This is a genomic window from Burkholderia sp. BCC0405, assembly GCF_902833075.1.
Taxonomy (GTDB): domain Bacteria; phylum Pseudomonadota; class Gammaproteobacteria; order Burkholderiales; family Burkholderiaceae; genus Burkholderia.
The window spans coordinates 43994-69392 of sequence record NZ_CADFEO010000008.1; the positions used below are offsets into that span (position 1 = coordinate 43994).

General features: G+C 60.2%; 36 protein-coding genes and 1 tRNA gene. 18 read left to right on the forward strand and 19 right to left on the reverse strand.

Annotated features, from left to right (window positions below):
• The 4 genes from HWX36_RS15125 to HWX36_RS15140 are packed head-to-tail and all read left to right on the forward strand — an operon-like array spanning position 1 to position 3667.
• A complete protein-coding gene (locus HWX36_RS15125) occupies positions 1-894 on the forward strand; it encodes a hypothetical protein (protein WP_175952884.1) in 894 nt (297 codons plus the stop codon).
• A 1-nt stretch (position 895) separates the two neighbouring features.
• Entirely contained in the window at positions 896-1576 is a 681-nt protein-coding gene (locus HWX36_RS15130; RefSeq protein ID WP_175952885.1) for a hypothetical protein, read from the forward strand.
• A 1-nt stretch (position 1577) separates the two neighbouring features.
• Complete coding sequence (locus tag HWX36_RS15135) at positions 1578-2084, forward strand: hypothetical protein (RefSeq protein WP_175952886.1); 507 nt, start codon at positions 1578-1580, stop codon at positions 2082-2084.
• The gene (locus HWX36_RS15140; RefSeq protein ID WP_175952887.1) at positions 2081-3667 is read left to right on the forward strand and encodes a hypothetical protein; all 1587 of its coding nucleotides are present in this window, start codon (positions 2081-2083) and stop codon (positions 3665-3667) included. Before HWX36_RS15135 ends, HWX36_RS15140 begins: the two co-directional genes overlap by 4 nt.
• Here HWX36_RS15140 and HWX36_RS15145 read toward each other — a convergent pair.
• Positions 3661-4800: an acyltransferase gene (locus HWX36_RS15145; RefSeq protein WP_175952888.1), complete on the reverse strand. Its 1140-nt coding sequence runs from the start codon at positions 4798-4800 to the stop codon at positions 3661-3663. The genes HWX36_RS15140 and HWX36_RS15145 overlap by 7 nt on opposite strands.
• Before the next feature lie 125 nt (positions 4801-4925).
• Between HWX36_RS15145 and HWX36_RS15150 the strand changes: the two genes are divergently transcribed.
• From HWX36_RS15150 to HWX36_RS15175, 6 genes are read left to right on the forward strand one after another with little or no spacing between them, the layout of a single operon-like run.
• Positions 4926-5150, forward strand: coding sequence for a hypothetical protein (locus HWX36_RS15150; RefSeq protein WP_175952889.1), 225 nt, complete (start codon positions 4926-4928; stop codon positions 5148-5150).
• Between the two features lies 1 nt (position 5151).
• Complete coding sequence (locus HWX36_RS15155) at positions 5152-5703, forward strand: glycoside hydrolase family 19 protein (RefSeq protein WP_175952890.1); 552 nt, start codon at positions 5152-5154, stop codon at positions 5701-5703.
• Positions 5700-6182 carry a hypothetical protein gene (locus HWX36_RS15160; RefSeq protein ID WP_175952891.1) on the forward strand — a complete coding sequence of 161 codons (483 nt, stop codon included), beginning with the start codon at positions 5700-5702 and terminating at the stop codon, positions 6180-6182. Before HWX36_RS15155 ends, HWX36_RS15160 begins: the two co-directional genes overlap by 4 nt.
• Before the next feature lie 8 nt (positions 6183-6190).
• Complete coding sequence (locus HWX36_RS15165; RefSeq protein WP_175952892.1) at positions 6191-6421, forward strand: hypothetical protein; 231 nt, start codon at positions 6191-6193, stop codon at positions 6419-6421.
• Positions 6422-6458: 37 nt separating this feature from the next.
• Positions 6459-6890, forward strand: a complete 432-nt coding sequence (locus HWX36_RS15170; protein WP_175952893.1) for a hypothetical protein — start codon at positions 6459-6461, stop codon at positions 6888-6890.
• Positions 6887-7354, forward strand: a complete 468-nt coding sequence (locus HWX36_RS15175) for a hypothetical protein (RefSeq protein WP_175952894.1) — start codon at positions 6887-6889, stop codon at positions 7352-7354. The genes HWX36_RS15170 and HWX36_RS15175 overlap by 4 nt, the downstream gene beginning before the upstream one ends.
• Here the strand turns inward: HWX36_RS15175 and HWX36_RS15180 are convergent.
• The 12 genes from HWX36_RS15180 to ssuD all read right to left on the reverse strand — a co-directional run bounded on the left by HWX36_RS15180 (position 7351) and on the right by ssuD (position 14122).
• Positions 7351-8106 (reverse strand): HNH endonuclease signature motif containing protein, encoded by a 756-nt coding sequence (locus HWX36_RS15180; protein WP_175952895.1) that lies wholly within the window; start codon positions 8104-8106, stop codon positions 7351-7353. The genes HWX36_RS15175 and HWX36_RS15180 overlap by 4 nt on opposite strands.
• A 305-nt stretch (positions 8107-8411) precedes the next feature.
• A complete protein-coding gene (locus tag HWX36_RS15185) occupies positions 8412-8624 on the reverse strand; it encodes a hypothetical protein (RefSeq protein ID WP_175952896.1) in 213 nt (70 codons plus the stop codon).
• A gap of 60 nt (positions 8625-8684) precedes the next feature.
• A complete protein-coding gene (locus HWX36_RS15190; RefSeq protein ID WP_175952897.1) occupies positions 8685-8942 on the reverse strand; it encodes a hypothetical protein in 258 nt (85 codons plus the stop codon).
• 9 nt (positions 8943-8951) lie between these two features.
• Positions 8952-9149 carry a hypothetical protein gene (locus HWX36_RS15195; protein ID WP_175952898.1) on the reverse strand — a complete coding sequence of 66 codons (198 nt, stop codon included), beginning with the start codon at positions 9147-9149 and terminating at the stop codon, positions 8952-8954.
• Between the two features lie 332 nt (positions 9150-9481).
• Complete coding sequence (locus tag HWX36_RS15200; protein WP_175952899.1) at positions 9482-9658, reverse strand: hypothetical protein; 177 nt, start codon at positions 9656-9658, stop codon at positions 9482-9484.
• Positions 9655-9972 carry an H-NS histone family protein gene (locus HWX36_RS15205; RefSeq protein ID WP_175952900.1) on the reverse strand — a complete coding sequence of 106 codons (318 nt, stop codon included), beginning with the start codon at positions 9970-9972 and terminating at the stop codon, positions 9655-9657. Before HWX36_RS15205 ends, HWX36_RS15200 begins: the two co-directional genes overlap by 4 nt.
• Before the next feature lie 292 nt (positions 9973-10264).
• Positions 10265-10510 carry a hypothetical protein gene (locus HWX36_RS15210; RefSeq protein WP_175952901.1) on the reverse strand — a complete coding sequence of 82 codons (246 nt, stop codon included), beginning with the start codon at positions 10508-10510 and terminating at the stop codon, positions 10265-10267.
• Positions 10511-10565: 55 nt separating this feature from the next.
• Positions 10566-10763, reverse strand: coding sequence for a hypothetical protein (locus HWX36_RS15215; RefSeq protein ID WP_175952902.1), 198 nt, complete (start codon positions 10761-10763; stop codon positions 10566-10568).
• Positions 10764-10905: 142 nt separating this feature from the next.
• Positions 10906-11121, reverse strand: coding sequence for a TOBE domain-containing protein (locus HWX36_RS15220; protein WP_006476104.1), 216 nt, complete (start codon positions 11119-11121; stop codon positions 10906-10908).
• Positions 11122-11178: 57 nt separating this feature from the next.
• Entirely contained in the window at positions 11179-12138 is a 960-nt protein-coding gene (locus HWX36_RS15225; protein ID WP_175952903.1) for an ATP-binding cassette domain-containing protein, read from the reverse strand.
• Entirely contained in the window at positions 12135-12947 is an 813-nt protein-coding gene (ssuC, locus tag HWX36_RS15230) for an aliphatic sulfonate ABC transporter permease SsuC (protein ID WP_175952904.1), read from the reverse strand. The genes HWX36_RS15225 and ssuC overlap by 4 nt, the downstream gene beginning before the upstream one ends.
• A 17-nt stretch (positions 12948-12964) precedes the next feature.
• Complete coding sequence (ssuD, locus tag HWX36_RS15235) at positions 12965-14122, reverse strand: FMNH2-dependent alkanesulfonate monooxygenase (RefSeq protein ID WP_175952905.1); 1158 nt, start codon at positions 14120-14122, stop codon at positions 12965-12967.
• Positions 14123-14462: 340 nt separating this feature from the next.
• On the opposite strand from ssuD, the gene HWX36_RS15240 reads away from it, so the two are divergent.
• Positions 14463-14891, forward strand: coding sequence for a hypothetical protein (locus tag HWX36_RS15240; RefSeq protein WP_006484223.1), 429 nt, complete (start codon positions 14463-14465; stop codon positions 14889-14891).
• A 104-nt stretch (positions 14892-14995) separates the two neighbouring features.
• Here HWX36_RS15240 and HWX36_RS15245 read toward each other — a convergent pair whose 3' ends face one another.
• From HWX36_RS15245 to HWX36_RS15255, 3 genes are read right to left on the reverse strand one after another with little or no spacing between them, the layout of a single operon-like run.
• A complete protein-coding gene (locus HWX36_RS15245) occupies positions 14996-16150 on the reverse strand; it encodes an enoyl-CoA hydratase/isomerase family protein (RefSeq protein WP_175952906.1) in 1155 nt (384 codons plus the stop codon).
• 28 nt (positions 16151-16178) lie between these two features.
• Positions 16179-16517: a multidrug efflux SMR transporter gene (locus HWX36_RS15250; protein WP_011351857.1), complete on the reverse strand. Its 339-nt coding sequence runs from the start codon at positions 16515-16517 to the stop codon at positions 16179-16181.
• Between the two features lie 3 nt (positions 16518-16520).
• The gene (locus tag HWX36_RS15255) at positions 16521-17018 is read right to left on the reverse strand and encodes a heme-degrading domain-containing protein (RefSeq protein ID WP_011351856.1); all 498 of its coding nucleotides are present in this window, start codon (positions 17016-17018) and stop codon (positions 16521-16523) included.
• Positions 17019-17215: 197 nt separating this feature from the next.
• Here HWX36_RS15255 and HWX36_RS15260 point away from each other — a divergent pair.
• The 7 genes from HWX36_RS15260 (at position 17216) to HWX36_RS15290 (ending at position 22507) form a co-directional block, all read left to right on the forward strand.
• A tRNA-Met gene (locus HWX36_RS15260) sits at positions 17216-17292 on the forward strand.
• Between the two features lie 183 nt (positions 17293-17475).
• Positions 17476-18021, forward strand: a complete 546-nt coding sequence (locus HWX36_RS15265; RefSeq protein ID WP_021161562.1) for an NUDIX hydrolase — start codon at positions 17476-17478, stop codon at positions 18019-18021.
• An 11-nt stretch (positions 18022-18032) separates the two neighbouring features.
• The gene (gene aat / locus HWX36_RS15270; RefSeq protein WP_175952907.1) at positions 18033-18797 is read left to right on the forward strand and encodes a leucyl/phenylalanyl-tRNA--protein transferase; all 765 of its coding nucleotides are present in this window, start codon (positions 18033-18035) and stop codon (positions 18795-18797) included.
• A 33-nt stretch (positions 18798-18830) separates the two neighbouring features.
• Positions 18831-19661, forward strand: coding sequence for an arginyltransferase (locus HWX36_RS15275; protein WP_175952908.1), 831 nt, complete (start codon positions 18831-18833; stop codon positions 19659-19661).
• Between the two features lie 98 nt (positions 19662-19759).
• Positions 19760-20797 carry a quinone-dependent dihydroorotate dehydrogenase gene (locus HWX36_RS15280; protein WP_175952909.1) on the forward strand — a complete coding sequence of 346 codons (1038 nt, stop codon included), beginning with the start codon at positions 19760-19762 and terminating at the stop codon, positions 20795-20797.
• Positions 20798-20897: 100 nt separating this feature from the next.
• On the forward strand, positions 20898-21692 hold the full coding sequence (locus HWX36_RS15285; RefSeq protein WP_011351851.1) for a cystine ABC transporter substrate-binding protein: 795 nt from the start codon (positions 20898-20900) through the stop codon (positions 21690-21692).
• Between the two features lie 122 nt (positions 21693-21814).
• Positions 21815-22507 (forward strand): amino acid ABC transporter permease, encoded by a 693-nt coding sequence (locus HWX36_RS15290; protein WP_006484207.1) that lies wholly within the window; start codon positions 21815-21817, stop codon positions 22505-22507.
• A 52-nt stretch (positions 22508-22559) separates the two neighbouring features.
• Here the strand turns inward: HWX36_RS15290 and HWX36_RS15295 are convergent, their stop codons facing one another.
• The 3 genes from HWX36_RS15295 to rpiA form a co-directional block, all read right to left on the reverse strand.
• A complete protein-coding gene (locus tag HWX36_RS15295; RefSeq protein WP_175952910.1) occupies positions 22560-23546 on the reverse strand; it encodes a Gfo/Idh/MocA family oxidoreductase in 987 nt (328 codons plus the stop codon).
• Positions 23547-23646: 100 nt separating this feature from the next.
• Entirely contained in the window at positions 23647-24363 is a 717-nt protein-coding gene (locus HWX36_RS15300; protein WP_046545537.1) for an FCD domain-containing protein, read from the reverse strand.
• 279 nt (positions 24364-24642) lie between these two features.
• The gene (rpiA, locus tag HWX36_RS15305) at positions 24643-25338 is read right to left on the reverse strand and encodes a ribose-5-phosphate isomerase RpiA (protein ID WP_175952911.1); all 696 of its coding nucleotides are present in this window, start codon (positions 25336-25338) and stop codon (positions 24643-24645) included.
• Positions 25339-25399 lie beyond the last annotated feature (61 nt).

Below are 25399 nucleotides of genomic sequence, written 5' to 3' on the forward strand. Positions count from 1 at the left end.
ATGCAGATTGAGTCATTTTCGATAGAACCACTGCAACAGACAATACCGAGTTATTTGTATTTGCAGTATTCAGACGATGAAGATCTGCAATCATTCGTTTCTGCATACAACTCAATCACTCAAGGATATTTAGATTGGTTCAACAATACTCCGCTTGGGCTTTACACATCGCCATCTATCACTGGATCTCTTCTTGATTGGATTGGCAATGGTATTTATGGAATCGCTCGCCCTGTTTTATCAACACAGCAAACTACAATAAAAGCTGGGTATAACAGATTTGCATACAACGAGAACCCATACAATACATTAAAAAAAATTTCTTCGGGGTCTGCCGTTCTTGCATCTGATGATATCTACAAGCGGGTGTTGACATGGAATTTGTACCGTGGCGACGGACAGGTATTCACTATCGGTTGGCTAAAGAATCGCATCAATAGATTTCTTAACGGATCAAATGGATCTGATTGGCCGGTATTGAATACCCCGCCATCTATTACGGTGTCCGGTACGACATTCACGATCACATCTTTCGCAGATTCTATTTTTACCGCACTGCAAGAGTGCATCCAAAATGGTGCGCTGGCCACGCCATTTCAATACCAATTCGCTTATAACGCCGTCAGTTTTTTCAATGACGGTGGCGTCCTGTGGATGACCTCTCCTTTGTTTTATCCGACTAGTCCAAGTGGACTGACGATTGGAGATGTTTGGTATAACGGAGGCACTGTTTCGGTCGTGCCAGGTGGTTCAGGAAGCGGCGCGCCGGTTTATTTTGGTTCAATCACTGCGGCAGGTCTTCTGTCATTGGGTGGAGGCGGATTGCCAACATCAAATCCAAACAATCTGAATCAATTGTGGAATAACGACGGGGTGATTTGCATCTCGGCATAATATGACTAATTTCATCTTTGCCAACAACATCGATACGACGTTGGCGAGTGCGATCTCCAATACTTCCACTACGATCACACTTGCTAGTACGGCGAATTTGCCGTCGTCCATTCCGGCTGGATACGTACTCGTCATCACGTTGAATGATGCGGCCACTCAGAACAACTATGAAGTTCTGTATGCGACTTCAATTTCTGGCGCAACGCTCACGGTTATGCGAGCGCAGGAAGGTACTTCCGCGCTTTCATGGTTGATTGGCGACTATGCTTTTAGTGGACCAACTGCCGGACAGCAAGGAAGTTTTGGCCAATTAAGCACAAACAATTCCTGGACTGGTGCCAATGCTTTTACGCAACCAGTTAGTGTTGCCAATGCAGTTTCTGCGCCTGATGCAGTTGCATTGGGTCAATTCATTTACGGTTCAAATGGAAACGGGGCATATTGGGTGTTGCCGGGAGGTGCTCAGCTTTGCCGATTCCAGCTCATTGCGCCAGCAAACGGATCGGCGACCTGGACATTTCCGCTTTCGTTCGTTTCAGCTCCGCAAGTATTTTATACCACGCTGGGGCCATCTAATCCAATTACAGAGGCAATGTGGCTAACCGGAGTCGGCATAACATCAGCGACAATCTTCAATCCAAATTCGTATAACACGAACATCAACCTGATCGCGGTGCTTTGACATGGCGAAATACATCACCATTAGCTCGACTGGCGCAATTACGGGCATGTATGACGATGAAATTCGTCCCCCACCACTTGGTTCAATTGAGGTTTCTGATTCGGTTTTCAAACAATGTGGCCCGAATGTAGCTTATGTAAATGGAATGCTTGAAGCATATACCGCCCCGGTTGCTCCACTTACGATTCAGCAACAGGCACAGAATGCTTTTTCTGCCGGATTGACGGTAACAAGTTCTAGCACGCCATCTCTCAGCGGTACATTCAGCGTAAATAATATTGCGCAGCAACGCGTTATGGCTGAAGTCACTTCCATTCTGTTGAATGGGACTTTTGCTAATGGATCTGATACTGCCGTATGGCAAGATGCATCGGGAACTGAGCATACATTCACGATCGCGCAATTCAAAGAATTTGCTTCAGTATTTTCTGCCTATGTAGCAAGTGTGACGATGTGTATGTTGGGACAAAGTTCGGCGTTGCCATCATCTGATGTAACTATCGCATGACAAATGAAAAACTTCTAGTTGCTGCGCTTTTGGTGCCGACGTTTGCATTTGCGCAAACATTTCCCGCGCCTACATTCAGCGGTCTTACTCTTCAAAATCCACTTACGGCACCCAATGGGGGAACGGGGACAACGACATCAACTGGTACTGGATCGGTTGTGTTGTCGAATTCACCTTCACTTAATACGCCGAATCTTGGAACACCTTCTGCCGTCGCACTGACAAATGGCGTTGGATTGCCTATCTCAACTGGTGTGTCTGGCCTTGGCACCGGTGTAGCAACAGCTCTTTCAAATGCCGTGACTGGTTCCGGCTCGCCAGTCCTAGCAACGTCTCCGACGATCGCGAGTCCAACGATTACGGGCGGGACGATCAATAACGCAAGCGTCGGCGCGACGACGGCTTCAACAGGCGCATTCACGGCCCTATCGGCTTCGTCTACCGTCTCTGGGACTGGCTTCTCGAATTATTTTGCGTCGCCTCCTGCTATTGGTGGGACAACGCCGAATAGCGCGGCATTCTCCGGCTTGTCGGTAGGCGTAAGCGGTACAACGGCAGGATGCGTTGCGATTGGCGGCGCATGCGGAACTAACGGGAATTTGCTGTATGCCGATTTCCAAAATTACGGAACGTCTGCAACGGGGCTGTTAGGCGGCAACGGGGCATTGATTGAAAACTCCAACGACAACTCAAGCGCCTATTTGGCGTTCATGAAAAGTCGATGCACTTCGTCAAAGGGTTGCCAAGGGGCGGTACAGCCCGGAGACGGTCTTTTCGAACTGAGCGCAAACGCCAGTGACGGTACGAATTTCGTAGACGTTGGCACTCTCAACTATTCCGTAGACGGTACGATTGCAACAAGCAATATCCCGACCAACTTTCAGGTATGGGTTGCTAACGGGACCGGCGGCGGTATGATTGGGCCTGTTCCGAGTGCGAATCAGTCGCTTGCGTTGCTACTCGATAGCCATTCGAACGCGTACTTGCAAAATGGCTATCTTGGTATTGGGTCGGGCTTTGGTTATACCCCGCCATCAGCATGGTATACGTCGGGTCGCGCGCCGGTCTATCCCCTTTCCATTTCGAACAGCACTGCAGGTACGTATATTGGTGCCTGGTACACGGGATCAAGTGGTGGCGGTGCGCAAATCCAGGTTACCAATGGCTTCACCTCGACGACACCGATCTATGGATTCTGGGGAGACGGTGGCACGGGCATTGGCAATCCATCTTCAAATGCGCTGAGCGTAATCACGGCCGGTTCTGAGACGATGCGCGTGGATCAGTACGGGCGTGTATCTCATTCGGGGACGGCACCGACGATCTCGTCATGCGGAACCTCTCCGTCGATAGCCTCACATTCTACCGACAATAGCGGGCGCGTAACCGCCGGGAGTGGGACAGTAACGTCATGCACCTTGACATTTGCGCATGCGTTTTCCACCTACAATTTTTGCAGGGTTAGCTTCTGGTCGGGAGACTCGTTAGCGGCGGCAGCGTACTCATATACCTTGACGGCGCTGACCTTCACCGGTACGAATTTGAACGGAACGTTCATCGACTACAGTTGCGATGGTCAATGATTAGCCGCTGCGGAATGTTTTATCGATATGCGGCCATCATCCTTTAGAAGCTTCTTTGCGATATATCCAGAGATCCGTTGCGACCATTGGTCGATTGTTATGCTGGCATAGAGGGCAACAATCAATGATGTGATCAAGGTCGCGGCGACTGCCAGAGCTGCACCAAGTATTCCGGTTCCGCTATGCATAAACACCCACGTGCCGATGCTCATCATGATTGGAACATGGAACGCATAGAGTGCGAACGATATACGCCCAAGGAGTGCAATAGGCGCGATGGATAGCACCCTTTGCAGCCAGTCTGACTTTAAAACTACGGCTAGCGTGAGAAAAGCAGACGCTGCATGGCATATGGCATTGATGCTCACTGGAAACTTGAGCACAGACGATATGAGCATGACTTCAGGTGTCCATTGATTTTCCGTAGCGAGAAAGAGTGCTGGGAGCATCCAAACCAATGAAAGCCGGATGTGCTGATATTTAACCAGAACTGCCCCCAGAAGGAACAGGGAAAGGTAGAGGCCATCATCGCCCCAGAGCATGGACGCGAAGCAAGCAGCTACTGCCACATACGCGGGGAAAAGTCGCGTGTTATAGAACAATGCCGCAAACCCGAAAAGCATGAAGGAGCCCAACAGTTCAAGGCGGATAGTCCACAATGGTCCGTTATAGGTGATATTTCCCTCGTACGCGCCAATCAAACCATTTTGTATCGCGCCAAAAAAGGTAAGGGGGATGCGATAAGCGGACTCCATCCAAGCGTGGCCGCCAATGGCAGTCGCCGCCTCAACGTTATGGAATCCGAGCGTGGCTTGCAGAAGATATGCCGAGACGCATGAAGCAAGCACTATCGGGGTCAGCCTGAAATAGCGCTTGATGGCTCCAGCCGTGAGATATGTTGCATTGCAAGAACGCTCATATCCCACCATTAATACGTAGCCGCTTAGCACAAAGAAGACGGCGACCGAGAAGTTTCCATCAATGAGGCGACGATAGATCTGCCATGCAATCGGCGCATGCGTATAGCGTCCATCGGGCGAGAAAAGGACGCCAAAGAACACGTCCATATGAAACAGGACGACCATCAGCGCTGCAATTCCTCTCAGGCCATCAAGCCCTTTTATGTGTCTCATGGGACGTATGGGTTCGTTCAGAAGATAAGTCGTGAATTCTACTCCATGCCGCTAAGAGCGCGGGATCTTCAACCAACACAAATCAAGTTGCCCGCGAGGCGTTCTTTTCATTTCAAGATTTTTCCATGTCCATCGATCCCATCGAATTTGGTCGCGTTCTTGCGCGCCTCGACCAACAAGACCAACAAAGCACGGAAATGCGATCTGAGATCGCCTCCATGCGGGCAGAGATCCAAGCGCTGCTTGCCCTTGCCAACCGCGGCAAAGGGGCCTTGTTCACGCTAACGAGTATCGGCGCTGCGGTGGGTGCGGTGCTTGGTGCACTGGGGCACCATTTTTTCGGGAAATGAAATGGCTCTCACGCCTCAAATCGTCGCCGCCGGGACTGGCGCAACACTGGATCGAGCCACACTCTTTACTCCATTCATCCAGTCTGCATGCGACACGTTCCACATTCTTGACGCTCGGGATATTGCTGCCTTCTTGGCGCAGACAGGTCACGAATCCGGCGGTCTTGTGTGGCTTGCAGAAATCTGGGGGCCAACAGCCACTCAGAAGCTTTATGAGCCGCCGTCGCAAAAAGCTAGATCTCTTGGAAATACGCAGTCCGGAGATGGCGAGCGATATAAGGGCCGTGGCTTGATTCAGATTACGGGGCGTCGGAACTATACGCTCGCGGCGCTCGGGCTCGACTTGGATCTCCTAAACCATCCTGAACTGCTTGAGCAACCTGAGCATGCAGCGATGTCGGCAGGCTGGTACTGGTGGAATAATAAGCTCAGCGGGCTGGCGATCGCGGGACAGTTCACTACGCTTACAGAGCGTATCAATGGCGGCCTCAATGGCTTGGCTGATCGCCAAGTTCTCTACACGGCAGCGCGCAAGGCGCTTGGCATCGCATGACCGAAACTACTCAAGCACACATCGAACACGAGACACTTACCGTTGACGTCAACATTCCATCGCATGAAGAACGCAAGACGACTGCTCTGTTCACGCGAACACGCAAGGAATTGATTGCGCGCGATGGGCGGTGTTTCATCTGTAATGCGACCGCTGAAGAGTCGGGACATCCACTCGAAGCGCACCATCACCCCATCGAGCGCTCGCTCGCAGAAATGATCGATTGGGAGCGGTTCAAGTTTGACGCTCAGGCTGGCTATTGGGGCAAACACATCCAGGAATTTGATTGGGCCAACTTTACCGATTGGGTTCAGTTTGTCGACGATATGACGGTGAACGGAATGTTGCTTTGTAAAACCCATCATATTGCCAAGGACGAAGGCATTCACACAATGCCATTTCCGCTCTGGATCGCTCAGAAGTACGCCAAAGAAGGTTACAAGTTTTCGGCGGTCGAAGTTATCCATCACGCAACATAGGAATCGATATGAATCAAACCTCCAGCATCCAAACGGGTGCGATCACCCTCACTGCCGCATCACTTGTGCCGATTATCGATTGGATTGCGCAATCCCTTCATATCACCATCCCAATGGAAGCACAACTTCAGATTTCTGCATTTCTGATCACGGGGGGTCACGCGGCATATAACTACGTGATGTCTCGCAATGCAGTCAAATCAGCTACGAACGTAGCACCTTCTACTACAGCGCAGTAATCCCGACCGCGCGCGCGGCAAATTCCCGGAGTATCAAATGAAAAAGCTGCTTCTCGCGGCTGGCGTTCTTGCGTCTGTCGCAATCGTTGGCTGCAATTCTTTGCCGACTGCCCAGCAACAATTCCAGACCGGCTGCACGATCGTCAACGGCGATCTGACCATTCTCGCCACGTCGCCGCTGCTGAATGCAGATCAGCAAGCCACGATCTCGAAAACGATCCTGCCGGCAAATCAAGCTATCTGTAAAGCAGGTGCGCAGCTGAACGTCACCGACCTGAAGGCGTTTCACGATACGCTGCTGCCGGCCGCAATCACGATTGTTCAAGCGGTGCCCGCATTGCCTGACCAACAGGCGGTTCTTCTGGGCCTCCAGACGTTCGGGCCGATGGTTCAAGCGCTCATCGATCAAATCCTGACGACGGCCGCCCCGGCCCCCGCTGCGAGCGTTCCTGCGGCAGTGTCGCAATGAGTGCCATTGTCATGCAATTTGCGGGGTCGCAATCGTTGACCTCGCGAATTATCCAATGGTTTGGGCATGGCCAATTCGCGCATGTCGATACAATCATGCCTGACGGCACATTGCTGGGCGCACGCAATGACGTCATGGCAGGATATCCGGCTGGCGTGCAAATCCGAGGCGCAGACTATCAGAAGGGTTATACGACCAAGAAAGTTGTAATCCCATGCACCCAAGCGCAGCAGGATGCCTACTATGCATTCGTGCTGAGTCAGGTCGGGAAGCCCTACGACAATAGGGCCATTGTCGCATTCGCTGCTGGCACGAACTGGAATGACCGTAACGCTTGGTTCTGTTCCGAACTGAACACGGCGGCACTGCAACAATGCGGCTGGCTCAAGGAGCTATCCGAGCCGCCCAATAAGATCGACCCGGATAGCTTGCTCCTGATTCTGAGCGCGTTTGTGGACGTTTAACCGAAGTTGGCGAACTCGCCATTCAATTCAAGCGCCGCAGCACAGTATGCGGCGTGTGCCTCCTCCTTGGAGGAGAAGTAGCCAAGATGTCGCCATTTCCCTCGACTACATATGGTGGCACGCCACTTCTGCTTATCCTCTCGCCAGCTTGCACCTTTCAGGCCGGAGGTGTTGTGCTTGGGCGTGCCGATGTTTTGCAGATTCTGTGCGTCTGTGGCTTCGCGGAGATTCTTCCAGCGATTGTCGCTTGGGATAAGATTTTCATGATCGATGTCCTCTTTTGGCCACTCGCCCGTCATGTAGAACCATGCCAATCTATGTGCACGGTACTTCACCGAATCAACCGAAATGATGCGGTATCCATTATGGTTGTAATGGCCCGGCTCGCTTCCTGGCTGAGCCCCGCCAGACGATATCAGGCGGGTAAACTTTCCCGTCTCGGGATCGTAATGAAGGACGGCCTTTAGACGATCTATGGTGAGAAGAGCCTCCCGACCATGCAGCAGCACTTTTGACGCCTTAACCCGTCTCTTCATTTTACCGGTTTCGCGTAAAGTCGCTGCGTTTGATTCTCGCCAAGACTTGGCCTTTAAGCAGCAACAAGCTTTGCACGGCCGCATAATCTTATCTTTACGAACATAGAAATCGGTGATAGGTTTTGGTGTGCGGCAATGATGGCATTCGTAAATCGGAACACCTTCGCAGTACTTATCGTTTCCTGTGGAAAATCCAACTGGTTCAATCTTCTTCAATTGTTTAGTCCCGAATGAAGGTTGGGGACTCAGGAGGGAATCTCGCGAACGGGCGTCGTATAAGGTATGATGGCGAAAGCCATGCCGGATGCCGGATCTCCTGAGGATCGGTCTTGCGTGGTCAGGGGCATCTCAGCGCGCCAACGCTTTGATGCTCCGCCATCAATATACTGTTTATAAATACAGTAGTCAATATCTCGTTGAATATAATAGCACGCCGGTTTGCTGACGCACATCGGCAAGCCTTCAATGCCGATTCCGAACGTTAAGGATCATGCAATCAGCCGAGTAATTGCAGCTCTTGCCTAAATCACACGCCAGTTAATCGTAAAAGCCGTGGCCACGCCATTGCTGACCAGAATCACGTTTCCGCGAATAATCACGCCTCCTGTTATCTCAGGTGCACGAGCTTGTACACGGAAATATTCGATTTCATCCTCGGTCAGCGTGCGTGGCCATGGCCATTTTTCGTTTTGTGGGCCTAGAAGTTGTTCTAGCAGGCGCACGTAGTTGACCAAAAGCTTCTCCCTGATTACAGCTTGTCGTTTGTGTCATATTGATACGGGCAGCGAGTTGTATCACACCCCTCTCTCGCCAGCGTTCTGCTGCGCATCTCTATATTTCTCAAAATCAAATCCGAATAATGGATCTCCAATCAGCCCGGCCATGCAAGTCATATGCCATGGACAGCGATGGACTGGATTACTCGGCTCAAGATTATTTTTGGCCGCGCACATGTCACAATTAGGATCAAATTCGTTTAGCCATTCTTGACGCGCCGCATATAATGCTTTCACAGAAGCCGCATGCATGCTTTTTCTGGGCCAGTCAAACATTCCCATCTCCTAGTCAGCCTTGTGCTGCGCGCCATTAAGATCATCAATAAAATTTTCCCAATGAGATTGAGTACTTTGTTGACTTTCTACTTCCTCATCTCCATAACAATTTGGTTTAAAAAATACATCTCCTCGCCCGTGAAAATATCCCCAAAAAGCAATTTTTATTTCATCTAAAGTAAAAATTCTTGTTTCTTTTTTGCACATATATTTTCTCCATAATCCCTCTTCCAAGCACTATCATCCCTAATGAGGGGATTATCTATCCAGCCTATGCAAGTAGTGCATCAATCGGGCACAACTACTGCCATCCCTTTCCATCCGATTTGCAGGCATAGTCTCAGCACCGTCCCGTCATTGTATTTAACACGCCATGCGTCGTTCGGATCTTCGACGTTATCCAACCGAAAAACGTCTCCCTGATCCCCACAGGGATGGCAAATCCTGTCGCCCTCGCGGGTTGGAGTGCCTTCATAATCGGGCCATGGTGCCGTTCTCTTCTCCATCCCGCCTCCTAGCCAGCCGATTGTGGCTGCGCGTCAATAGATCAGCAAATATTGCTTTCCAACTTCGGTTCTTCCTTCGTGGCGCGGATCGCCACCGATAATCACTTCTGCGCCGGCAAACTCTTCCTGTAACCAACCATAGTCATAGGTCAAGATCGTCATATCGTCCGGAAGATCCTTGATGATTTCACGCAATTCTCTGACATTCATCCATCTTCTCCCGGCCACCAAGCCTTAGGCTGGCGATCAATCAGATAGTCGTCCAGGTTCTTGCCCACCAGCCACTTCGGGCGCGGGCCTTTCCCTGACCACGATTTCCCCGACGTTGGATCGTAATACTTCGCTGCGGCGCGTTTGTGGATCTTCAGGAAGCCTGCCGCACGGAGCAGTTCGTCTTGGCTGATGCCGAACGCCTGAACCTGATCCCTAACCGTCGCGAGCCATGCTCGCCGTTCCTGCGATCGCGCTTCGGCGATCTGGGCATTCACTTCCCTGAGCTGGGCCTGTAGTTCTTTGAGTTCCATGTTGGAATCTGGTTGTGTGGCTGGAATGGGTCTCGTTCGTAGCCGTGACGGCCATTTTAGACCAATTTTGGTTGCTATCAAATTGCTACAGCATACGTAGAAATGACCGTCAAACCCTTGTCGCGCTTAGATTCTTTATTTTACTTCGGTCCAGTCGAGCATAGGCGCGACGGATACGCGGCGGGGGGGAAGCGGGGACGGTACGGACATGGATTTCGGGCAACAGGCCAGACGGCGCGGGAACAACCGAGCATTTTACCGCAAGACGGGCCGTGCCGGCCCGGCACGCAGGCTACCCCTCGCCCAGCTCCGCATCGACCGCCCGCCGCGCCTCGTCGAGCACGCGCTCGATCACGCGCCGTTCGGTCAGCAGCATCCCGTCGACCTTGACGAGCCGCCAGTCGATCCGCACGGCCTCACCCTGCAGCACGCGGTAATGCGCATGCTCGCCGTCCCAGACCTGCTCGGTCTTCACCTCGATCTCGAAACCGCGGTACGGCTCGCTGAAATCGCCGAGGTCGCTGCCTCTCGGTTCCATCGCACGCTCCGTGGCGACGCAGCGCCCGACCGCCCGCGCGGCCGGCGCCGTGCGCTCAATCGTATTCGTCGGATAAAAAGGACTTGCCATCGGCCGTCAGGTCGACCCGGTCGGCCGTCGCCTGGTAGATCAGCCCCTCGCTCAGCAACGCGTAGACGACGTCGTCGAACGCAGCGGGAACCGGCCGGCTTTCGCCGAACTGGTCGATCCACTTCAGCGCCTCGATGGCTTCGGGGGAAAGGATGGGGGTCATGCGTTGCCCTCCGGCATCGGTGTCGCTCCATCCTAGCACTTCGTCCGGACGTCGAATACCAAGGCAAACGCGCTGCGCCAATGCCGGGCGGCGCCGACGGACAGGTTGCCCGCGGCGCCGCGCCGGCGCAGGACACGCGGGCTCAGAGGCGCGCGATCGATACTTCCGTCGATTTCACGAGCGCAACGACTTCCGCGCCCACCTTCAGTTCGAGTTCGTCAACCGAACGGGTCGTGATCACCGACGTGACGATGCCAAACGGCGTCTCGACGTCGACCTCGGAGACCACCGATCCGCGGATGATCTCCTTGACCTTGCCCTTGAACTGGTTACGTACGTTGATTGCAGTGATGCTCATCAGGTTGATCGCTCCGAAGAAAAAGATCTCAGAACGGGCGGCCGCTGCCGCCCGGATTTAAACGGCCCAGCGGATCTGCCCGACCGGTCGAACGTTGTCTGTCTCATGCACCGCGCCCTGGTCGGCCGCACCGGGCCCACCGGCGAGCACGCGTTTCAGCACGCGATCCTCCAGCGCCGCAAACGCCGCCGACGCACGGGCGCGCGGCCGGTCGAGCGGCACCGGCTGATCGAGCGCCACCCGCCCCTGCTCGATGAGCAGGATGCGATCGCCGAGCGCGACGGCCTCCTGCACGTCGTGTGTGACGAGGAGCGCGGTGAATCGATGCTCGCGCCACAGCCGCTCGATCAGCGCATGCATCTCGATGCGGGTCAGCGCGTCGAGCGCGCCGAGCGGCTCGTCGAGCAACAGCAGTTGAGGCCGGTGCACGAGCGCACGGGCCAGTGCGACACGCTGCCGCTGTCCGCCCGACAGTTGCGCGGGCCAGTCGTTCGCGCGTTCCAGCAGGCCGACTTCATCGAGCACCGCGCGTGCCCGGTCGCGCGCGCCGCGCCCGAGGCCCAGCATCACGTTCTGCAGCACGGTTTTCCACGGCAGCAGGCGCGCATCCTGGTACATGATCCGCGTATCGAGTTCGCCGCCGCCCTCGCCGCGCGTCTCGAGCGCGCCGCTGCTCGGCTGCTCGAGCCCGGCAACGAGACGCAGCAGCGTCGATTTCCCGCAGCCGCTGCGTCCGACGATCGCGACGAAACTGCCGCGCGCGACGCCAAGCTCGACGTGGTCGAGCACCGTGCGCGCCCCGAAGCGCTTGCTGACGCCCGACAGTGTCACGGCATCGTCGGGTGCCGGGCTTCCTGGCCGTCGCCGCGCGAGCGGAACGACGGATGCGCTGCCGTCACGTTCGAGAACCGCCGCATCCCGCGCGTCGCTGTCCGCGACACGCGCCTGCGCAAGTTCGGCCTCGAGGTCTGCGCCGGCGAGCGGGCCGTAGGCGGCCGCCGAAGTCGTCGCATTCATGCCTTTGCTCCTGATTGATAAGCGGGGTGCCAGCGCAGCGTCACACGCTCGAGCCATTTCGCCAGCACGTCGGCCAGCTTGCCGAGCACCGCGTACAGCAGGATGCCGACCACCACGATGTCGGTTTGCAGGAATTCGCGGGCGTTCATCGTCATGTAGCCGATGCCCGACTGGGCGGAGATCGTTTCCGCGACGATCAGCATCACCCACATCAGCCCGAGCGCAAAGCGCACGCCAACGAGAATCGACGGCAGCGCTCCGGGCAGGATCACGTCGCGGTATAGCGCGAAACCACGCACACCATAGCTCTTCGCCATCTCGATCAGGTTTGCATCGACCGAACGAATCCCATGGTACGTGTTGATGTAGACCGGAAAGAACACGCCGAGCGCAACGAGGAACAGCTTCGCCTTCTCGTCGATGCCGAACCACAGGATCACGAGCGGAATCATCGCGAGCGCCGGGATGTTGCGGATCATCTGGATCGTCGAATCGAGTGCGACCTCGGCCGCCTTCGACAAGCCGGTCGCGAGCCCCAGCGCGAGGCCGACGCCGCCGCCGATCGCGAAACCGAACAGCGCGCGCCAGGTGCTGACCTTCACGTTCGCCCACATTTCACCCGACGCCACGAGCGACCAGGCCGCTCGCACGACCGCCACGGGTTCCGGCAGAACGCGGGTCGACAGCCAGCCGATGCCCGCACCGACTTCCCATGCCACCAGCAGCGCAAGCGGCACGAGCCACGGCGCCACGCCGCGCCATGCGCGGGCGGCCACGGCCGCGCCCGTCGTCGACGTTTTCGTTGTCATCGCAGGCCTCCTGTCGCTCAGCTCTGCGCCGCTTTCGGCAGATAGCTGTTGCCGACGATCTCGCCGAACGGGCCCGACAGCGGGCCGGTCGCCTTCGCCGCACCGTTGCCCTTGATCAGCGGGAATACGAGTTCCGCGAAACGGTATGACTCCTCCAGGTGCGGATAGCCGGACAGGATGAAGGTCTCGATGCCGAGATTCGCGTATTCGCGCATGCGCTCCGCGACCTGCTCCGGATTGCCGACGAGCGCAGTGCCCGCGCCGCCGCGCACGAGACCGACGCCGGCCCACAGGTTCGGATACACCTCGAGCGCCTCGCGGCCGCCGCGCTTGCCGCCGTGCAGCGCGGCCATCCGGCGCTGGCCTTCCGAATCCATGTTCGCGAACGCCTTCTGCGCACGTGCGATGGTTTCGTCGTCGAGGCGGCTGATCAGGCGTTCGGCGTCACGCCATGCTTCGTCCTCGGTCTCGCGCACGATCACGTGCAGACGAATACCGAACCGGATCTTGCGGCCGCGTGCCTCCGCGCGGGCGCGAATATCGGCGATCTTCTTCGCGACGGCCTCGGGAGGCTCGCCCCAGGTCAGGTAGGTGTCGATGTGATCGGCCGCGATCTCATGCGCGGCCGGCGACGAGCCGCCGAACCACAGCGGCGGATGCGGACGCTGCACGGGCGGATAAAGCGCCTTGCCGCCCTTCGACTGCAGATGCTTGCCGATGTAGTCGAACCCGCCGTTGTCGTGCGACGCGGACAGCAGCCCGCGCCAGATGTTCAGGAAGTCGTCGGTGATTTCGTAGCGCGTGTCGTGATCCGCGAACAGGCCGTCGCCTTCGAGCTCGGCAGCATCGCCGCCGGTCACGACGTTGATCAGCAGGCGGCCGCCCGACAGGCGGTCGAACGTTGCGGCCATCCGCGCCGACAGCCCCGGTGATGCAATGCCGGGACGGATCGCGACCAGGAACTTCAGGCGCTGCGTTGCCGGGATGAGGCTCGATGCAACGACCCACGCATCCTCGCAGGAACGGCCGGTCGGCAGCAGCACGCCCTCGTAGCCGAGCGTATCGGCCGCCACCGCGACCTGCTTGAAGTAATCGTAATCCGCGGCGCGCGCACCTTCGGCCGTGCCGAGATAGCGGCTGTCGCCGTGCGTGGGGATAAACCAGAACACATTCATCTGCTGCTCCTGCTTGACTGTCCTTGCCGGAATTTGAAAAAACACCGCCCTGCTCGCGTCGCGGATGAGCGGCGCATGCATGGTGTGCGTTCGAATCGGGATGGCTCGCCGGTCAGGCCGTGCAGCGGGCGAGGACGCGATTGCACGGCTGTTTCTGGGAAATCAGTCTAGGGATCGGTGCAGGGCTTTGGAACGATTTTTTTGAGCTTAGGTTTTCCGCTTTCGTGATTAGCACGACGCTGGAGCGAATATCGCGGCGGGCGCGCCCTATAATGACGCACCTATCCGAATAACTCCGCGCGGACGGCCCCGGCTGTGCGCGCCTGCGGTGCACTCATCGATGCAGAAAGTCATCCTGCCATTCCTGTCCGGCTTCCTGGCCGCCCTGTTTTTCCGCGAAGCCACGCTCGCTCTCCTTCATACGGCCGACCTGATCGCCGCAACCGGCTTCTCCACGCAGCCGTTCGCGCCGCTCGGCATTCCTGAATTTGTCGCGAATGCGCTGATCAGCGCGTGCTGTGCGATTCCGATGGCATGGCTGCTGCGCGTCTCGCCGGAGCGCGAGGCATCGTGGATCGGCGCACTGGTGTTCGGCGGCATCGTGCTGACGGCTGCCCGCGTGTTCGCGATCGATCCGCTGCGCGGCATCTGGCCGTCGGGCAACATGATGCCCGTGCTCGCAGCCGGCTTCGCGGCGAACGCGGTATGGGGCTTCGGTGCCCTCGTGTTCATGCGCGCGTTCATGTCGGACGATGCTGGCGACGAATAACGCGGACGCAAGCGCCACACCCTTCGACCGCCAACCGGTCGATACCCATGAAAATGGCCGCCTGCAGATGCAGGCGGCCATTTTGTTTCCAGCTCGCGCTTCGGTCAGTCGTGGAGCTTCCGCAGCGGATGCGTGTCAGGCGCCCACGGGCTGTCGAACATCGCCAGCAGGTCCGCGCGATCGATATCGGCGGACGACTTGAAGCGCCAGGCCGGCTGGTGATCCTTGTCGACGATCAGCGCGCGCACGCCTTCGATCACGTCGCCGCGCGCGAACGTCGAGCGCGTGAGATCGAGATCGCGGCGCAAGCAGTCGGCCATCGTCGCGCCGCGTGCGCGTTCGACGACTTCCAGCGACACGGCCATCGACAGCGGCGACAACTGCTCGCGCATCGCATGGGTCGCCTTCTCGACCCATCCGTCGACGGCCGCGCAATCCTGCTCGGCGTCGAGCGACGCGAGGATCGCGCCGATGTCCGGTTGCGCGAAATGCCGATCGATCCCGGCACGCGCGTCGGCCAGCGCCGACGTGTCGGGCGTCGGCACGACCTTGTGCGCGGCGGCCGCGGCGGCCACGCACGCGACCGCCTGCTCGCCGCTGTCGATGCGCGCGCCGTGCAGCGTATCGAGCAGCGCCGGCAGTGCGGCATCGGGCAGATAGACGTCAGCGAGCTGCGCGTACAGCGCGCCGGCCGCGTCGAGCGTCGCGCCGGTCACGGCGAGATAGCGGCCGATCGCGCCGGGCGTGCGCGCGAGGAACCAACTCATCCCGACGTCCGGGAACAGGCCGATACGCGTTTCCGGCATCGCCATCTTCGTCGAGTCGGTCACGACACGCAGGCCGCCCGTATGCCGCGCCGCCTGCGAAATACCCATGCCGCCGCCCATCACGACACCGTGCATCAGCGCGATATAGGGCTTCGGATACGTGAAGATCGTGTGGTTGAGCGTGTATTCCTCGATGAAGAACGTGTCGACCGCATCGCGGTCGCCGCGCTGCCACGCATCGTGGAAGAAACGCACGTCGCCGCCCGCGCAGAACGCGCGCGGATGCGGGCTGTGCACGACGACCGCGACGACTTCGGAATCGTCGCGCCACGCGTCGAGCGCCTGCTGCATCAGCCGGATCATGCCGACCGACAGCGCGTTCAGCGCCTTCGGCCGGTTCAGTTCGAGAAAGCCGATGCGGTTCACGACATACGTGCGCACGTCGGGCTGAGCGGATTCGGCGGAAACGGCAGCGGAAGTGGAATCGGTCATGAGGGTCAGGCAAATGGCAGTCGCATGCTCAGTGCGCCTGCATCTTCGAAAACAGGTTCAACACCACGACGCCGGCGACGATCAGGCCGAGGCCGATCACGGCCGGCAGGTCCGGCACCTGGCGATAGAGCAGCATCGCGACGAGCGTGATCAGCACGATGCCGGCGCCCGACCAGACTGCATAGATGATGCCGACAGGCATCGTGCGCAGCGTGAGCGACAGGCAGTAGAACGCGATGCCGTAGCCGGCGACGACCAGCAACGACGGCCAGAGGCGCGTGAAGCCGTCCGCCGCGCGCAGCGCCGACGTGCCGATCACTTCCGCGACGATCGCGATCGCGAGCCATGCGTAACCGGGCAGCTGCATCGCTCAGCTCCTTGCGAGGGCCAGCACGGCGTAGTCGTGGCCGAGCTCGGCACACAGCGCCTCGACGACGAATTCGTGATCGGCGCGCTGCGGCAGCCCCGACGCAGTGATCGAACCGATCACGCCGGCGCCGGCGACGGTCAACGGGAACGAGCCGCCGTGCGGCGAATATTCGGCGATCGGCAGCCCGTGCTTGTCGGCGAGCGTCGCGCCGGCCTGCTGCATGCGCAGGCCGATCGCATACGAGCTGCGGCGGAAATGCGCAACGACGTTGCGCTTGCGGCGCACCCAGTCGGCATTGTCGGGCGTGGCGCCGGCGAGCGCCGCGTAGAACAGCGGCTGGCCGAACGTGACGATGTCGATCGCGATCGCATGGCCGCGCGACGTCGCGAGCGCGTGCATCCGGTTGCCGAGCGCCCACGCGCGGGCCGGGTCGAAATGGGGAAACACGAGCGCCTGTTCCTGCGCGCCGATCGATTGCAGATCGTGAGCGATGTCCATGAATCCGTCGATACCGTAATGAGAGTCGCAACGGCGCCACTGCGATCGCGCACGGCCCCGCTGCCGAAGAAACGAAACAAACCGCTCGATTCTAGCGCACGCCCATGCCGTACCGTCCCTACAAGCGGCGACAAGAAATTGTCAGAAAGCGCTTGCACGCACTCGGGTTACTCCTTATAATTCATTTCTTCGACGGACGCGGGGTGGAGCAGTCTGGCAGCTCGTCGGGCTCATAACCCGAAGGTCGTAGGTTCAAATCCTACCCCCGCAACCAACGTCCAGAATGATGCAAAAAGCCCGGCCCAGCGCCGGGCTTTTTGTTTTCCCGTCGCACCCGCCGTCCCGCCTCGCGCACCCGAGCCCTCCACTTCGCGCGGCACGCGGCCTGCACGCGCAGGCGTTCAAGAATGCCGCGCCCCGGTGATACACTCGCATCACCTCGTCCCTTCCACTCGACATGAAATTCTGCTCCGTCTGCGGTCACGAAGTCATCGCGCGCATTCCCCCGGGCGACAACCGCGAACGCTTCGTCTGCGATCACTGCGGCACGATCCACTACCAGAATCCGCGCAACGTCGTCGGCACGGTCCCGGTCTGGGGCGATCAGATCCTGCTGTGCCGCCGCGCGATCGAGCCGCGCTACGGGTTCTGGACGCTGCCCGCGGGCTTCATGGAAATGGGCGAGACGACGGCTGAAGCCGCCGCACGCGAAACGCTCGAGGAAGCCGGCGCGCGCGTCGAGGTGCAGAACCTGTTCACGCTGCTCAACGTGCCGCACGTGCATCAGGTCCACCTGTTCTACCTCGCGCGGCTCACCGATCCGGGGTTCGAGGCCGGCGAGGAAAGCCTCGAAGTGAAGCTGTTCGACGAAGCCGACATCCCGTGGGACGAGATCGCGTTCCCGACCGTCAGCCAGACCCTGCGATTCTTCTTCGCCGATCGCGCCGCGGGCGACTACGGCGTGCACACTGGCGACATCTTCCGCTCGCTGCGCAACGGCTGAGCCCCCGCCCCATGGTCCCCTGGCTCGGCCCGGACGATCCGTTTCCGCCCATCGAACGCGCGCTCGGTCCCGCGACCGGCGCGCCTGGGCTGCTCGCCGCGAGCGCCGACCTGCTGCCGTCGCGCCTCATCGACGCGTACCTGCGCGGCATCTTCCCGTGGTATTCCGACGGCCAGCCCGTGCTGTGGTGGAGCCCCGACCCGCGCATGATCCTCGTGCCGGCCGAATTCAAGGTGTCGCCTTCGCTGCGCAAGACGCTGAAGCGCGTGTTGCGCGAGCCCGAATGGGAGGTGCGCGTCGACCACGACTTTCCGGGCGTGATGCGCGCGTGCGCACAGGCGCCGCGCCGCGGGCAGCGCGGCACTTGGATCACGGCCGAGATCATCGACGCGTACACGTCGCTCTACCGCTCCGGCAACGCGCACAGCATCGAGACGTGGCACGGCGGGCGACGCGTCGGCGGCCTGTATGGCGTGTCGTTCGGGCGGATGTTTTTCGGCGAGTCGATGTATGCGGACGCGACCGACGCATCGAAAATCGCGCTGGCCACGCTCGTCGCACACCTTCGCGAGCAGGGGCTGGAAATGATAGACTGCCAGCAGAATACGTCGCATCTAGCGTCGCTCGGCGGCCGCGAGATCGCACGCAAGGCCTTTGTCGCTCACGTGCGCAGCGCGGTAGCCGAACCGCCGATTCCGTGGGAATTCGACAAGCGCGTGCTCGCCGCGCTGACGGCCCGCACCGAACCGGCGGCCCCCTCCGGAATCGAACGCTAGCGCGGCACTCCTCCCCTGCATCGAGAGCTGCCCATGACTCACCCGACTGAGCTGCCGCTTTCACCGCTTTCGGCGTTGCAATTCTATGCAACGGCGCCCTATCCGTGCAGCTATCTGGACGGCCGCGTTGCGCGCTCGCAAGTCGCGACGCCGAGCCACCTGATCAATTCCGACATCTACACCGAGCTCGTCAAGGCCGGCTTCCGGCGCTCGGGCGTCTTCACATATCGCCCGTACTGCGACGGCTGCCGTGCCTGCGTGCCGGTGCGTGTGCCCGTCGACGCGTTCGCGCCGTCGCGCACGCAGCGCCGGATGTGGAAGCGGCACCGCGCGCTCGTCGCGACGGTTTCGCCGCTGCACTACGACGAAGAGCACTACGCGCTGTACATGCGCTATCAGTCCGCGCGCCACGCGGGCGGCGGCATGGATCGCGACAGCCGCGACCAGTACGAGCAATTCCTGCTGCAGAGCCGGATCAATTCGCGCCTCGTCGAATTCCGCGACCTCGACGCCCCGGGCGGCGAGCCCGGAAAGCTGCGCATGGTCAGCATGATCGACATCCTCGGCGACGGGCTGTCGTCCGTCTACACATTCTTCGAGCCCGACGACCAGCACACGAGCTACGGCACCTACAACATTCTGTGGCAGATCGAGCAGGCGAAGAGCCTCGGCCTGCCCTACGTGTACCTCGGCTACTGGATCCGCGAGAGCCCGAAGATGGCGTACAAGGCAAACTTCCACCCGCTCGAAGGGCTGATCGATGGCCGCTGGAAGATACTCGATCCGGAACGGATCGACCTGCCGCCCGTCGACGCGGCGCTGGCCCGTGCGCCGTTGCCGGGCGGACATTCCGGCTCGGGTTGACGCGCGCCGCGGGGGCGACGAAGCGAAGCGCGCCCCTGCCGCTCAACTCCCGGTAAAATAGCGGGTTGTCATTCATTCCGGCTGCCCTCCCAATTCCCGTGTTCAGTTCCCTCTATCCGCTGGCCCGCGCATCCCTGTTCAAGATGGATGCGGAAGACGCTCACCACCTCACGCTGCGCGCGCTCGGCGCGGCCGGCCGCACGGGCCTTGCCTGCGCGCTGTCGGCCCGCGTGCCCGACGCGCCGCGCACCGTGATGGGGCTCACGTTCCGCAACCCGGTCGGCCTCGCGGCCGGCCTCGACAAGGACGGCGCGGCCATCGACGGCCTTGCGGCGCTCGGTTTCGGCTTCATCGAGGTCGGTACGGTCACGCCGCGCCCGCAGCCCGGCAACCCGCGCCCGCGGATGTTCCGTCTGCCGCAGGCCGACGCGCTGATCAACCGGATGGGCTTCAACAACCACGGCGTCGACCAGTTCGTGAAGAACGTCCAGGCCGCCCGCTATCGCGGCATCCTCGGCCTGAACATCGGCAAGAACGCCGATACGCCGATCGAGCGCGCCGCCGAGGACTACCTGTACTGCCTCGAACGCGTGTACCCGTTCGCGAGCTACGTGACGATCAACATCTCGTCGCCGAACACGAAGAACCTGCGCCAGTTGCAGGGTGCGGGCGAGCTCGACGCGCTGCTCGCGGCGCTGAAGGACAAGCAGCAGCGCCTCGCCGACCTGCACGGCAAGCTCGTGCCGCTCGCCCTGAAGATCGCGCCCGATCTCGACGACGAACAGGTCAAGGAAATCGGCGATACGCTGCTGCGCCACAAGATCGAGGCAGTCATCGCGACCAACACGACGCTGTCGCGCGCGGCCGTCCAGGGCCTGCCGCATGCGGACGAAGCCGGCGGCCTGTCGGGCCGCCCCGTGTTCAAGGCGTCGAACGAAGTGATCCGCAAGCTGCACGCCGAAGTCGGCAGCGAAGTGCCGATCATCGGCGTCGGCGGCATTTTCTCGGGCGAGGATGCCCGTGAAAAGCTTGCGGCCGGCGCGGCGCTCGTGCAGCTCTATACGGGGTTCATCTACCGCGGCCCTTCGCTCGTCGCGGAATGCGTGAAGGCCGTCGCCCGCGAACGCACCGCGTAATATAGGCATAAACAAACGGTATTTAGCGGTCGATTGCATTTTTGCTATCATCGGCCCCGTTATCAGAATCAATGACCCGGACAGGGCAAGGAAACACACGATGAAGATTGCGCTGCTGAAGAAGCTGCTGGTTGCCGGCCTGATCGGCACGTCGTTCGCTGCCGCCACCGCGCATGCGGCCGACCTCCTCGACCAGGTGAAACAACGCGGCACGCTGCGGGTCGGCCTCGAAGGCACGTTCCCGCCGTTCAACTCGAAGAATCCGCAAGGCGAACTCGTCGGCTTCGACGTCGACATTGCGAAGGCCGTGGCCGCGAAGCTCGGCGTGAAGGCCGAATTCGTGACGACCGAATGGAGCGGCATCATCGCGGGCCTGCAGGCCGGCAAGTTCGATGTGATCGCCAACCAGGTCGGCATCACCGACAAGCGCAAGGAAACGCTCGACTTCTCGCCCGCGTACACGTACTCGTCCGCGCAACTGATCCAGCGCAACGACGACACGCGCCAGTTCAAGTCGCTTGAAGACCTGAAAGGCAAGAAGCTCGGCGTCGCGCTCGGCACGAACTACATGGACATGGCGAAGTCGGTGCCCGGCATCGACGTGAAGACGTACCCGGGCGCGCCCGAGTACCTGCGCGACCTCGCGGCCGGCCGTCTCGACGCGGCGCTCAACGACCGCCTGATGCTCGCGTACCTGACCAAGAACTCGCAGTTGCCGCTGCGCCCGGGTGCGAACGTCGGCTCGGCGAACCCGTCGGGCATCCCGTTCAAGAAGGGCAACCCGAAGTTCCAGAAGGCAATCGACGACGCGATGGCACAACTCGAAGCAGACGGCACCTTCACGAAGATCTCGGACAAGTGGTTCGGCATCGACGTGACGAAGCCGATCAAGTAAGCACGCCTGCATTTCCCGCCTGACGGCGGGCCGGAAAGGGCGGCATCCGTCACGATGCCGCCCTTTGTTTTGTTCGTCCGGTTTATGATTGCGCTTTCGCGCACGCCTTCGATTCGCATTCCATGTCGACAACGTCCCTGCTCGTCCAATCGCTGCCGGTGCTCGCCCAGGGCGCCGTTCTGACCGTCAAGTTCGCCGTGCTGTCGATGGTGTTCGGCCTGCTTGGCGCCGTCGTGCTCGCGATGATGGGCATCCGGCAAAGCGAAGCGCTCGACGGCTTCGAACGCATCTGGGTCAATGCGCTCGCGTGGCTGGCACGCGCGTACGTGAGCCTGATGCGCGGCACGCCGCTGCTCGTGCAGATCTTCGTCATCTACTACGGGTTGCCTAGCCTCGGCATCTCGCTCGACCCGACGCCCGCCGGCGTCATCGCGCTGTCCGCGAACGTCGCGGCTTACATGTCGGAAAGCATGCGCGGCGCGATCAACGGGATCGCGCGCGGCCAATGGCTCGCCGCGTACAGCCTCGGGCTGTCGTGGGGACAGACGCTGCGCTACGTGATCGGCCCGCAGGCGCTGCGCATCGCGGTACCGAGCCTGTCGAACAGCCTGATCAGCCTGATCAAGGACACGTCGCTCGTGTCCGTGATCACCGTGACCGAACTGCTGCGCAGCGCGCAGGAAGTGATCGCGGCGACCTATCAACCGCTGCCGCTCTATCTTGCCGCCGCGGCCGTGTACTGGATCCTGTGCCAGATCCTCGAATGGGTGCAGCGCTGGTACGAAAAACGCCTGTCGCTGCCGTCGCGGCACTGAGCGCACGCCGTCCGCCGGGCCGCACGCGCGCGCCCGGCATCCTTCTTCCCGCTTATTCCCCCGAATAGCGCACGCCCAGCGCCGCTCGCGCGGCATCGGTCATCGCGATCATCTGCCGCGAATGGTCGTGCGTCATGATCGGACTTTCGGTCTTGCCCGCACGCAGCAGGTCGCAGAAATGCGCGGTCTCGTAGTTCAGCCCGCCGCCGTCGACCGGCGCATCGAGTTCGACGGTGCGCCCGTCCGCGTAGCGGATCGTCGCACGCGCGGGGTTCCACCACTTCTCGTGAATCGTCACGTGGCCGCCGGCCGCGGCGATCAGCGCGTCGCCGCGCCCCATCACGTCGAGCCCGCAAAAGAGCTGCGCGATCCCGCCGTTCGCATGCACGCTGTTCAGGCTCGCGAACAGGTCGACACCCGTTGCGCCGACGCGGCCGAGCGTCTGCACGTCGAGCGCCGCGCCGAGCCAGTCGACCGCGAGAAAGGCCTCGTAGATCCCGATATCGAGCAGCGCGCCGCCTGCGCGATCGAGGCGATAGACGGAATGGTCGTCCGGGACCGACGACGATGCACACCCTGCCCGCACGAGCCGGATCTCGCCGATCGGATCGTCATGCAGATGCGCGCGCAACTGACGGTACAGCGGAAAGAACGGAGGCTTCATCGCCTCCATGAAAAGCCGCCCGGCGTCGCGTACCGCACGCAGCACGGCGTCGAGCTGCGCCGCGTTCAGCGTCGCGGGCTTTTCGCACAGCACGGCCTTGCCGGCAGCAAGCGCGGCCAGCGTGTACTGCACATGACTGTCATGGAGCGTCGCGATGTAGACCGCGTCGATATCGCTCGCGAGGAGTGCTTCGAGGCTTGCGGCAGGCGTACCGCCGTATGCGCCGCAAAAGTCTGCCGCAGCATCGGCGCGGCGGGCCCAGGCACCGGAGAGCGTGGCGCCCGGCACGTGCGCGAGGCTTTGCGCGAAACGGCGCGCGATGCTGCCTGCACCGACGATGCCGAAGCGCACCGGGTGAGGGTCGTTGTCGTTCATCCTGATCTTCCGTGTCGGTCGTATGACGGTGGCCGGCACGCTGCCGGCCACCGTCATGATAACCGGCCCGGCGGCACACGGATGAGCGACGCGCGCAGCGTCAGGCGCGCATCGGTACGTCGACGGAGAAATCGCGCGATATCTCGTCGGCGCTGAAATCGATCAGCGCGAGCGAAGCGGCTTCGGCTTCGCGCGGGTCGCGCCGCTCGATCGCGTCGACCACACGCGCATGCGCCTTCACCACGATGTCGTGCGCACCTTCCTTCTGCACGACACGCGGATTCACGAGACGCACCGCACCGCGCACGATCGCCGCCATCTGCTGGAAGAACTGGTTGCCGCTCGCCTGGACGATCCGCGTGTGCAGCAACTCGTCCGCGGTGTCGTAGCCGGGGTCTCCCGGCTGCAGCACCTTGAACGCATCGAACGCTTCGCGAATACCCGCGATGTCGGCAGCCGTTGCACGCACCGCCGCCTGCGCGGTCGCGCGCGGTTCGATCAGCATCCGGAATTCGATGACATCGCGCATGAACTGCGGATCGGGTTTCGCCCGGAATCGCCAGCTCACCACGTCTTCGTCGATCATCCGCCAGTCACGCATCGGCCGCACGCGCGTGCCGACTTTCGGACGCACGTCGAGCATGTCGCGCGCAAGCAACATCGACAACGCTTCCCGCATCACGGTGCGACTCACATCGAACTCTTTCGACAGCACGTCCTGCGGCGGCAAGATGCCGCCGTACTTGTCCTCGACGATACCCGAGACAAGCCCATCCATCACTTTGGCGACCAGTGACCGGTCTTTGCCCTGCTCCATGACACCTCCCCGTGCGTCGATTTGCGAACACCTGCTCCGCAGTTCCGCCGGCCCTGGTTACGACTGTTCTTATGATCTATAAGTTGATGAGTTCGAGGACATTTCGCTATCTGGTAAACACCTGACAGGGTTATCCCTCTTTTTGTCGGGGTGATTTATACGGCTAAAAATAAAGCCCGGGAAGCGCATTGCGCCTGCCGGGCCCCGATTTCCACAAGATTTAAACATTCAGTCCATTACGGTATATGACACGTCATTACGGACTGCTTGTCATATCTTTCAATTAACCGAATAGACGATCGTTTCGACGCCGTTATCGGTGCCGAGCAAGCACAGATTCGCGCCGCGCTCGGCGAACAGGCCGACCGTCACGACGCCCGGCCATGCGTTCACCTGCGCTTCGAAGCCGCGCGGATCGGCGATCTGCAGCCCCTTCACGTCGATGATCTCGTTGCCGTTGTCGGTGATGTACGGCGCGCCGTCCTTCGTCACGCGCAGCACGGGCACGCCACCGAGGGCCGTCACGCGCCGGCCGATCGCCGTGCGCGCCATCGGCACGACCTCGATCGGCAGCGGGAACGCGCCGAGCACCGGCACGCGCTTGCTGGCGTCGGCAATGCAGACGAACGTATCGGCCACCGACGCGACGATCTTCTCGCGCGTCAGCGCACCGCCGCCACCCTTGATCATCGCGCCGCTCGCGTCGATCTCGTCGGCGCCATCGACGTACACCTGCAGCGAGTCGACCTCGTTCAGGTCGAACACCTTGATGCCGTGCGACTTCAGGCGTTCGGTCGTGGCGACGGAGCTCGACACGGCGCCGCGATAGCGCGCCTTGACGACGGCGAGCGCGTCGATGAAGCAGTTGGCGGTCGAGCCGGTGCCGACGCCGATCACGGCGCCTTCCGGCACGTTCTGGATCACGTAATCAGCGGCGGCCTGGCCGACGAGGCGTTTGAGTTCGTCTTGAGTCATGGAGTGGTAATGCTGCGGGATTGCGGAAAACCGCCAGTTTACCGGACTCGGATGACGGGCC

Bases quoted from the DNA above. Each gene is read 5' to 3' on its own strand.
- HWX36_RS15130 (WP_175952885.1), top strand. From the start codon at position 896: ATGACTAATTTCATCTTTGCCAACAACATCGATACGACGTTGGCGAGT.
- ssuD (WP_175952905.1), bottom strand. From the start codon at position 14,122: ATGAATGTGTTCTGGTTTATCCCCACGCACGGCGACAGCCGCTATCTC.
- HWX36_RS15210 (WP_175952901.1), bottom strand. From the start codon at position 10,510: ATGGAACCGAGAGGCAGCGACCTCGGCGATTTCAGCGAGCCGTACCGC.
- HWX36_RS15155 (WP_175952890.1), top strand. From the start codon at position 5,152: ATGGCTCTCACGCCTCAAATCGTCGCCGCCGGGACTGGCGCAACACTG.
- HWX36_RS15275 (WP_175952908.1), top strand. From the start codon at position 18,831: ATGACTCACCCGACTGAGCTGCCGCTTTCACCGCTTTCGGCGTTGCAA.
- ssuC (WP_175952904.1), bottom strand. From the start codon at position 12,947: ATGACAACGAAAACGTCGACGACGGGCGCGGCCGTGGCCGCCCGCGCA.
- HWX36_RS15160 (WP_175952891.1), top strand. From the start codon at position 5,700: ATGACCGAAACTACTCAAGCACACATCGAACACGAGACACTTACCGTT.
- HWX36_RS15175 (WP_175952894.1), top strand. From the start codon at position 6,887: ATGAGTGCCATTGTCATGCAATTTGCGGGGTCGCAATCGTTGACCTCG.
- HWX36_RS15295 (WP_175952910.1), bottom strand. From the start codon at position 23,546: ATGAACGACAACGACCCTCACCCGGTGCGCTTCGGCATCGTCGGTGCA.
- HWX36_RS15165 (WP_175952892.1), top strand. From the start codon at position 6,191: ATGAATCAAACCTCCAGCATCCAAACGGGTGCGATCACCCTCACTGCC.
- HWX36_RS15250 (WP_011351857.1), bottom strand. From the start codon at position 16,517: ATGCAGCTGCCCGGTTACGCATGGCTCGCGATCGCGATCGTCGCGGAA.
- HWX36_RS15170 (WP_175952893.1), top strand. From the start codon at position 6,459: ATGAAAAAGCTGCTTCTCGCGGCTGGCGTTCTTGCGTCTGTCGCAATC.
- HWX36_RS15290 (WP_006484207.1), top strand. From the start codon at position 21,815: ATGTCGACAACGTCCCTGCTCGTCCAATCGCTGCCGGTGCTCGCCCAG.
- HWX36_RS15240 (WP_006484223.1), top strand. From the start codon at position 14,463: ATGCAGAAAGTCATCCTGCCATTCCTGTCCGGCTTCCTGGCCGCCCTG.
- HWX36_RS15125 (WP_175952884.1), top strand. From the start codon at position 1: ATGCAGATTGAGTCATTTTCGATAGAACCACTGCAACAGACAATACCG.
- rpiA (WP_175952911.1), bottom strand. From the start codon at position 25,338: ATGACTCAAGACGAACTCAAACGCCTCGTCGGCCAGGCCGCCGCTGAT.
- HWX36_RS15200 (WP_175952899.1), bottom strand. From the start codon at position 9,658: ATGAATGTCAGAGAATTGCGTGAAATCATCAAGGATCTTCCGGACGAT.
- HWX36_RS15145 (WP_175952888.1), bottom strand. From the start codon at position 4,800: ATGAGACACATAAAAGGGCTTGATGGCCTGAGAGGAATTGCAGCGCTG.
- HWX36_RS15215 (WP_175952902.1), bottom strand. From the start codon at position 10,763: ATGACCCCCATCCTTTCCCCCGAAGCCATCGAGGCGCTGAAGTGGATC.
- HWX36_RS15190 (WP_175952897.1), bottom strand. From the start codon at position 8,942: ATGTTTGACTGGCCCAGAAAAAGCATGCATGCGGCTTCTGTGAAAGCA.
- HWX36_RS15300 (WP_046545537.1), bottom strand. From the start codon at position 24,363: ATGGAGCAGGGCAAAGACCGGTCACTGGTCGCCAAAGTGATGGATGGG.
- HWX36_RS15255 (WP_011351856.1), bottom strand. From the start codon at position 17,018: ATGGACATCGCTCACGATCTGCAATCGATCGGCGCGCAGGAACAGGCG.
- HWX36_RS15135 (WP_175952886.1), top strand. From the start codon at position 1,578: ATGGCGAAATACATCACCATTAGCTCGACTGGCGCAATTACGGGCATG.
- aat (WP_175952907.1), top strand. From the start codon at position 18,033: ATGGTCCCCTGGCTCGGCCCGGACGATCCGTTTCCGCCCATCGAACGC.
- HWX36_RS15140 (WP_175952887.1), top strand. From the start codon at position 2,081: ATGACAAATGAAAAACTTCTAGTTGCTGCGCTTTTGGTGCCGACGTTT.
- HWX36_RS15220 (WP_006476104.1), bottom strand. From the start codon at position 11,121: ATGAGCATCACTGCAATCAACGTACGTAACCAGTTCAAGGGCAAGGTC.
- HWX36_RS15150 (WP_175952889.1), top strand. From the start codon at position 4,926: ATGTCCATCGATCCCATCGAATTTGGTCGCGTTCTTGCGCGCCTCGAC.
- HWX36_RS15205 (WP_175952900.1), bottom strand. From the start codon at position 9,972: ATGGAACTCAAAGAACTACAGGCCCAGCTCAGGGAAGTGAATGCCCAG.
- HWX36_RS15225 (WP_175952903.1), bottom strand. From the start codon at position 12,138: ATGAATGCGACGACTTCGGCGGCCGCCTACGGCCCGCTCGCCGGCGCA.
- HWX36_RS15195 (WP_175952898.1), bottom strand. From the start codon at position 9,149: ATGTGCAAAAAAGAAACAAGAATTTTTACTTTAGATGAAATAAAAATT.
- HWX36_RS15285 (WP_011351851.1), top strand. From the start codon at position 20,898: ATGAAGATTGCGCTGCTGAAGAAGCTGCTGGTTGCCGGCCTGATCGGC.
- HWX36_RS15265 (WP_021161562.1), top strand. From the start codon at position 17,476: ATGAAATTCTGCTCCGTCTGCGGTCACGAAGTCATCGCGCGCATTCCC.
- HWX36_RS15245 (WP_175952906.1), bottom strand. From the start codon at position 16,150: ATGACCGATTCCACTTCCGCTGCCGTTTCCGCCGAATCCGCTCAGCCC.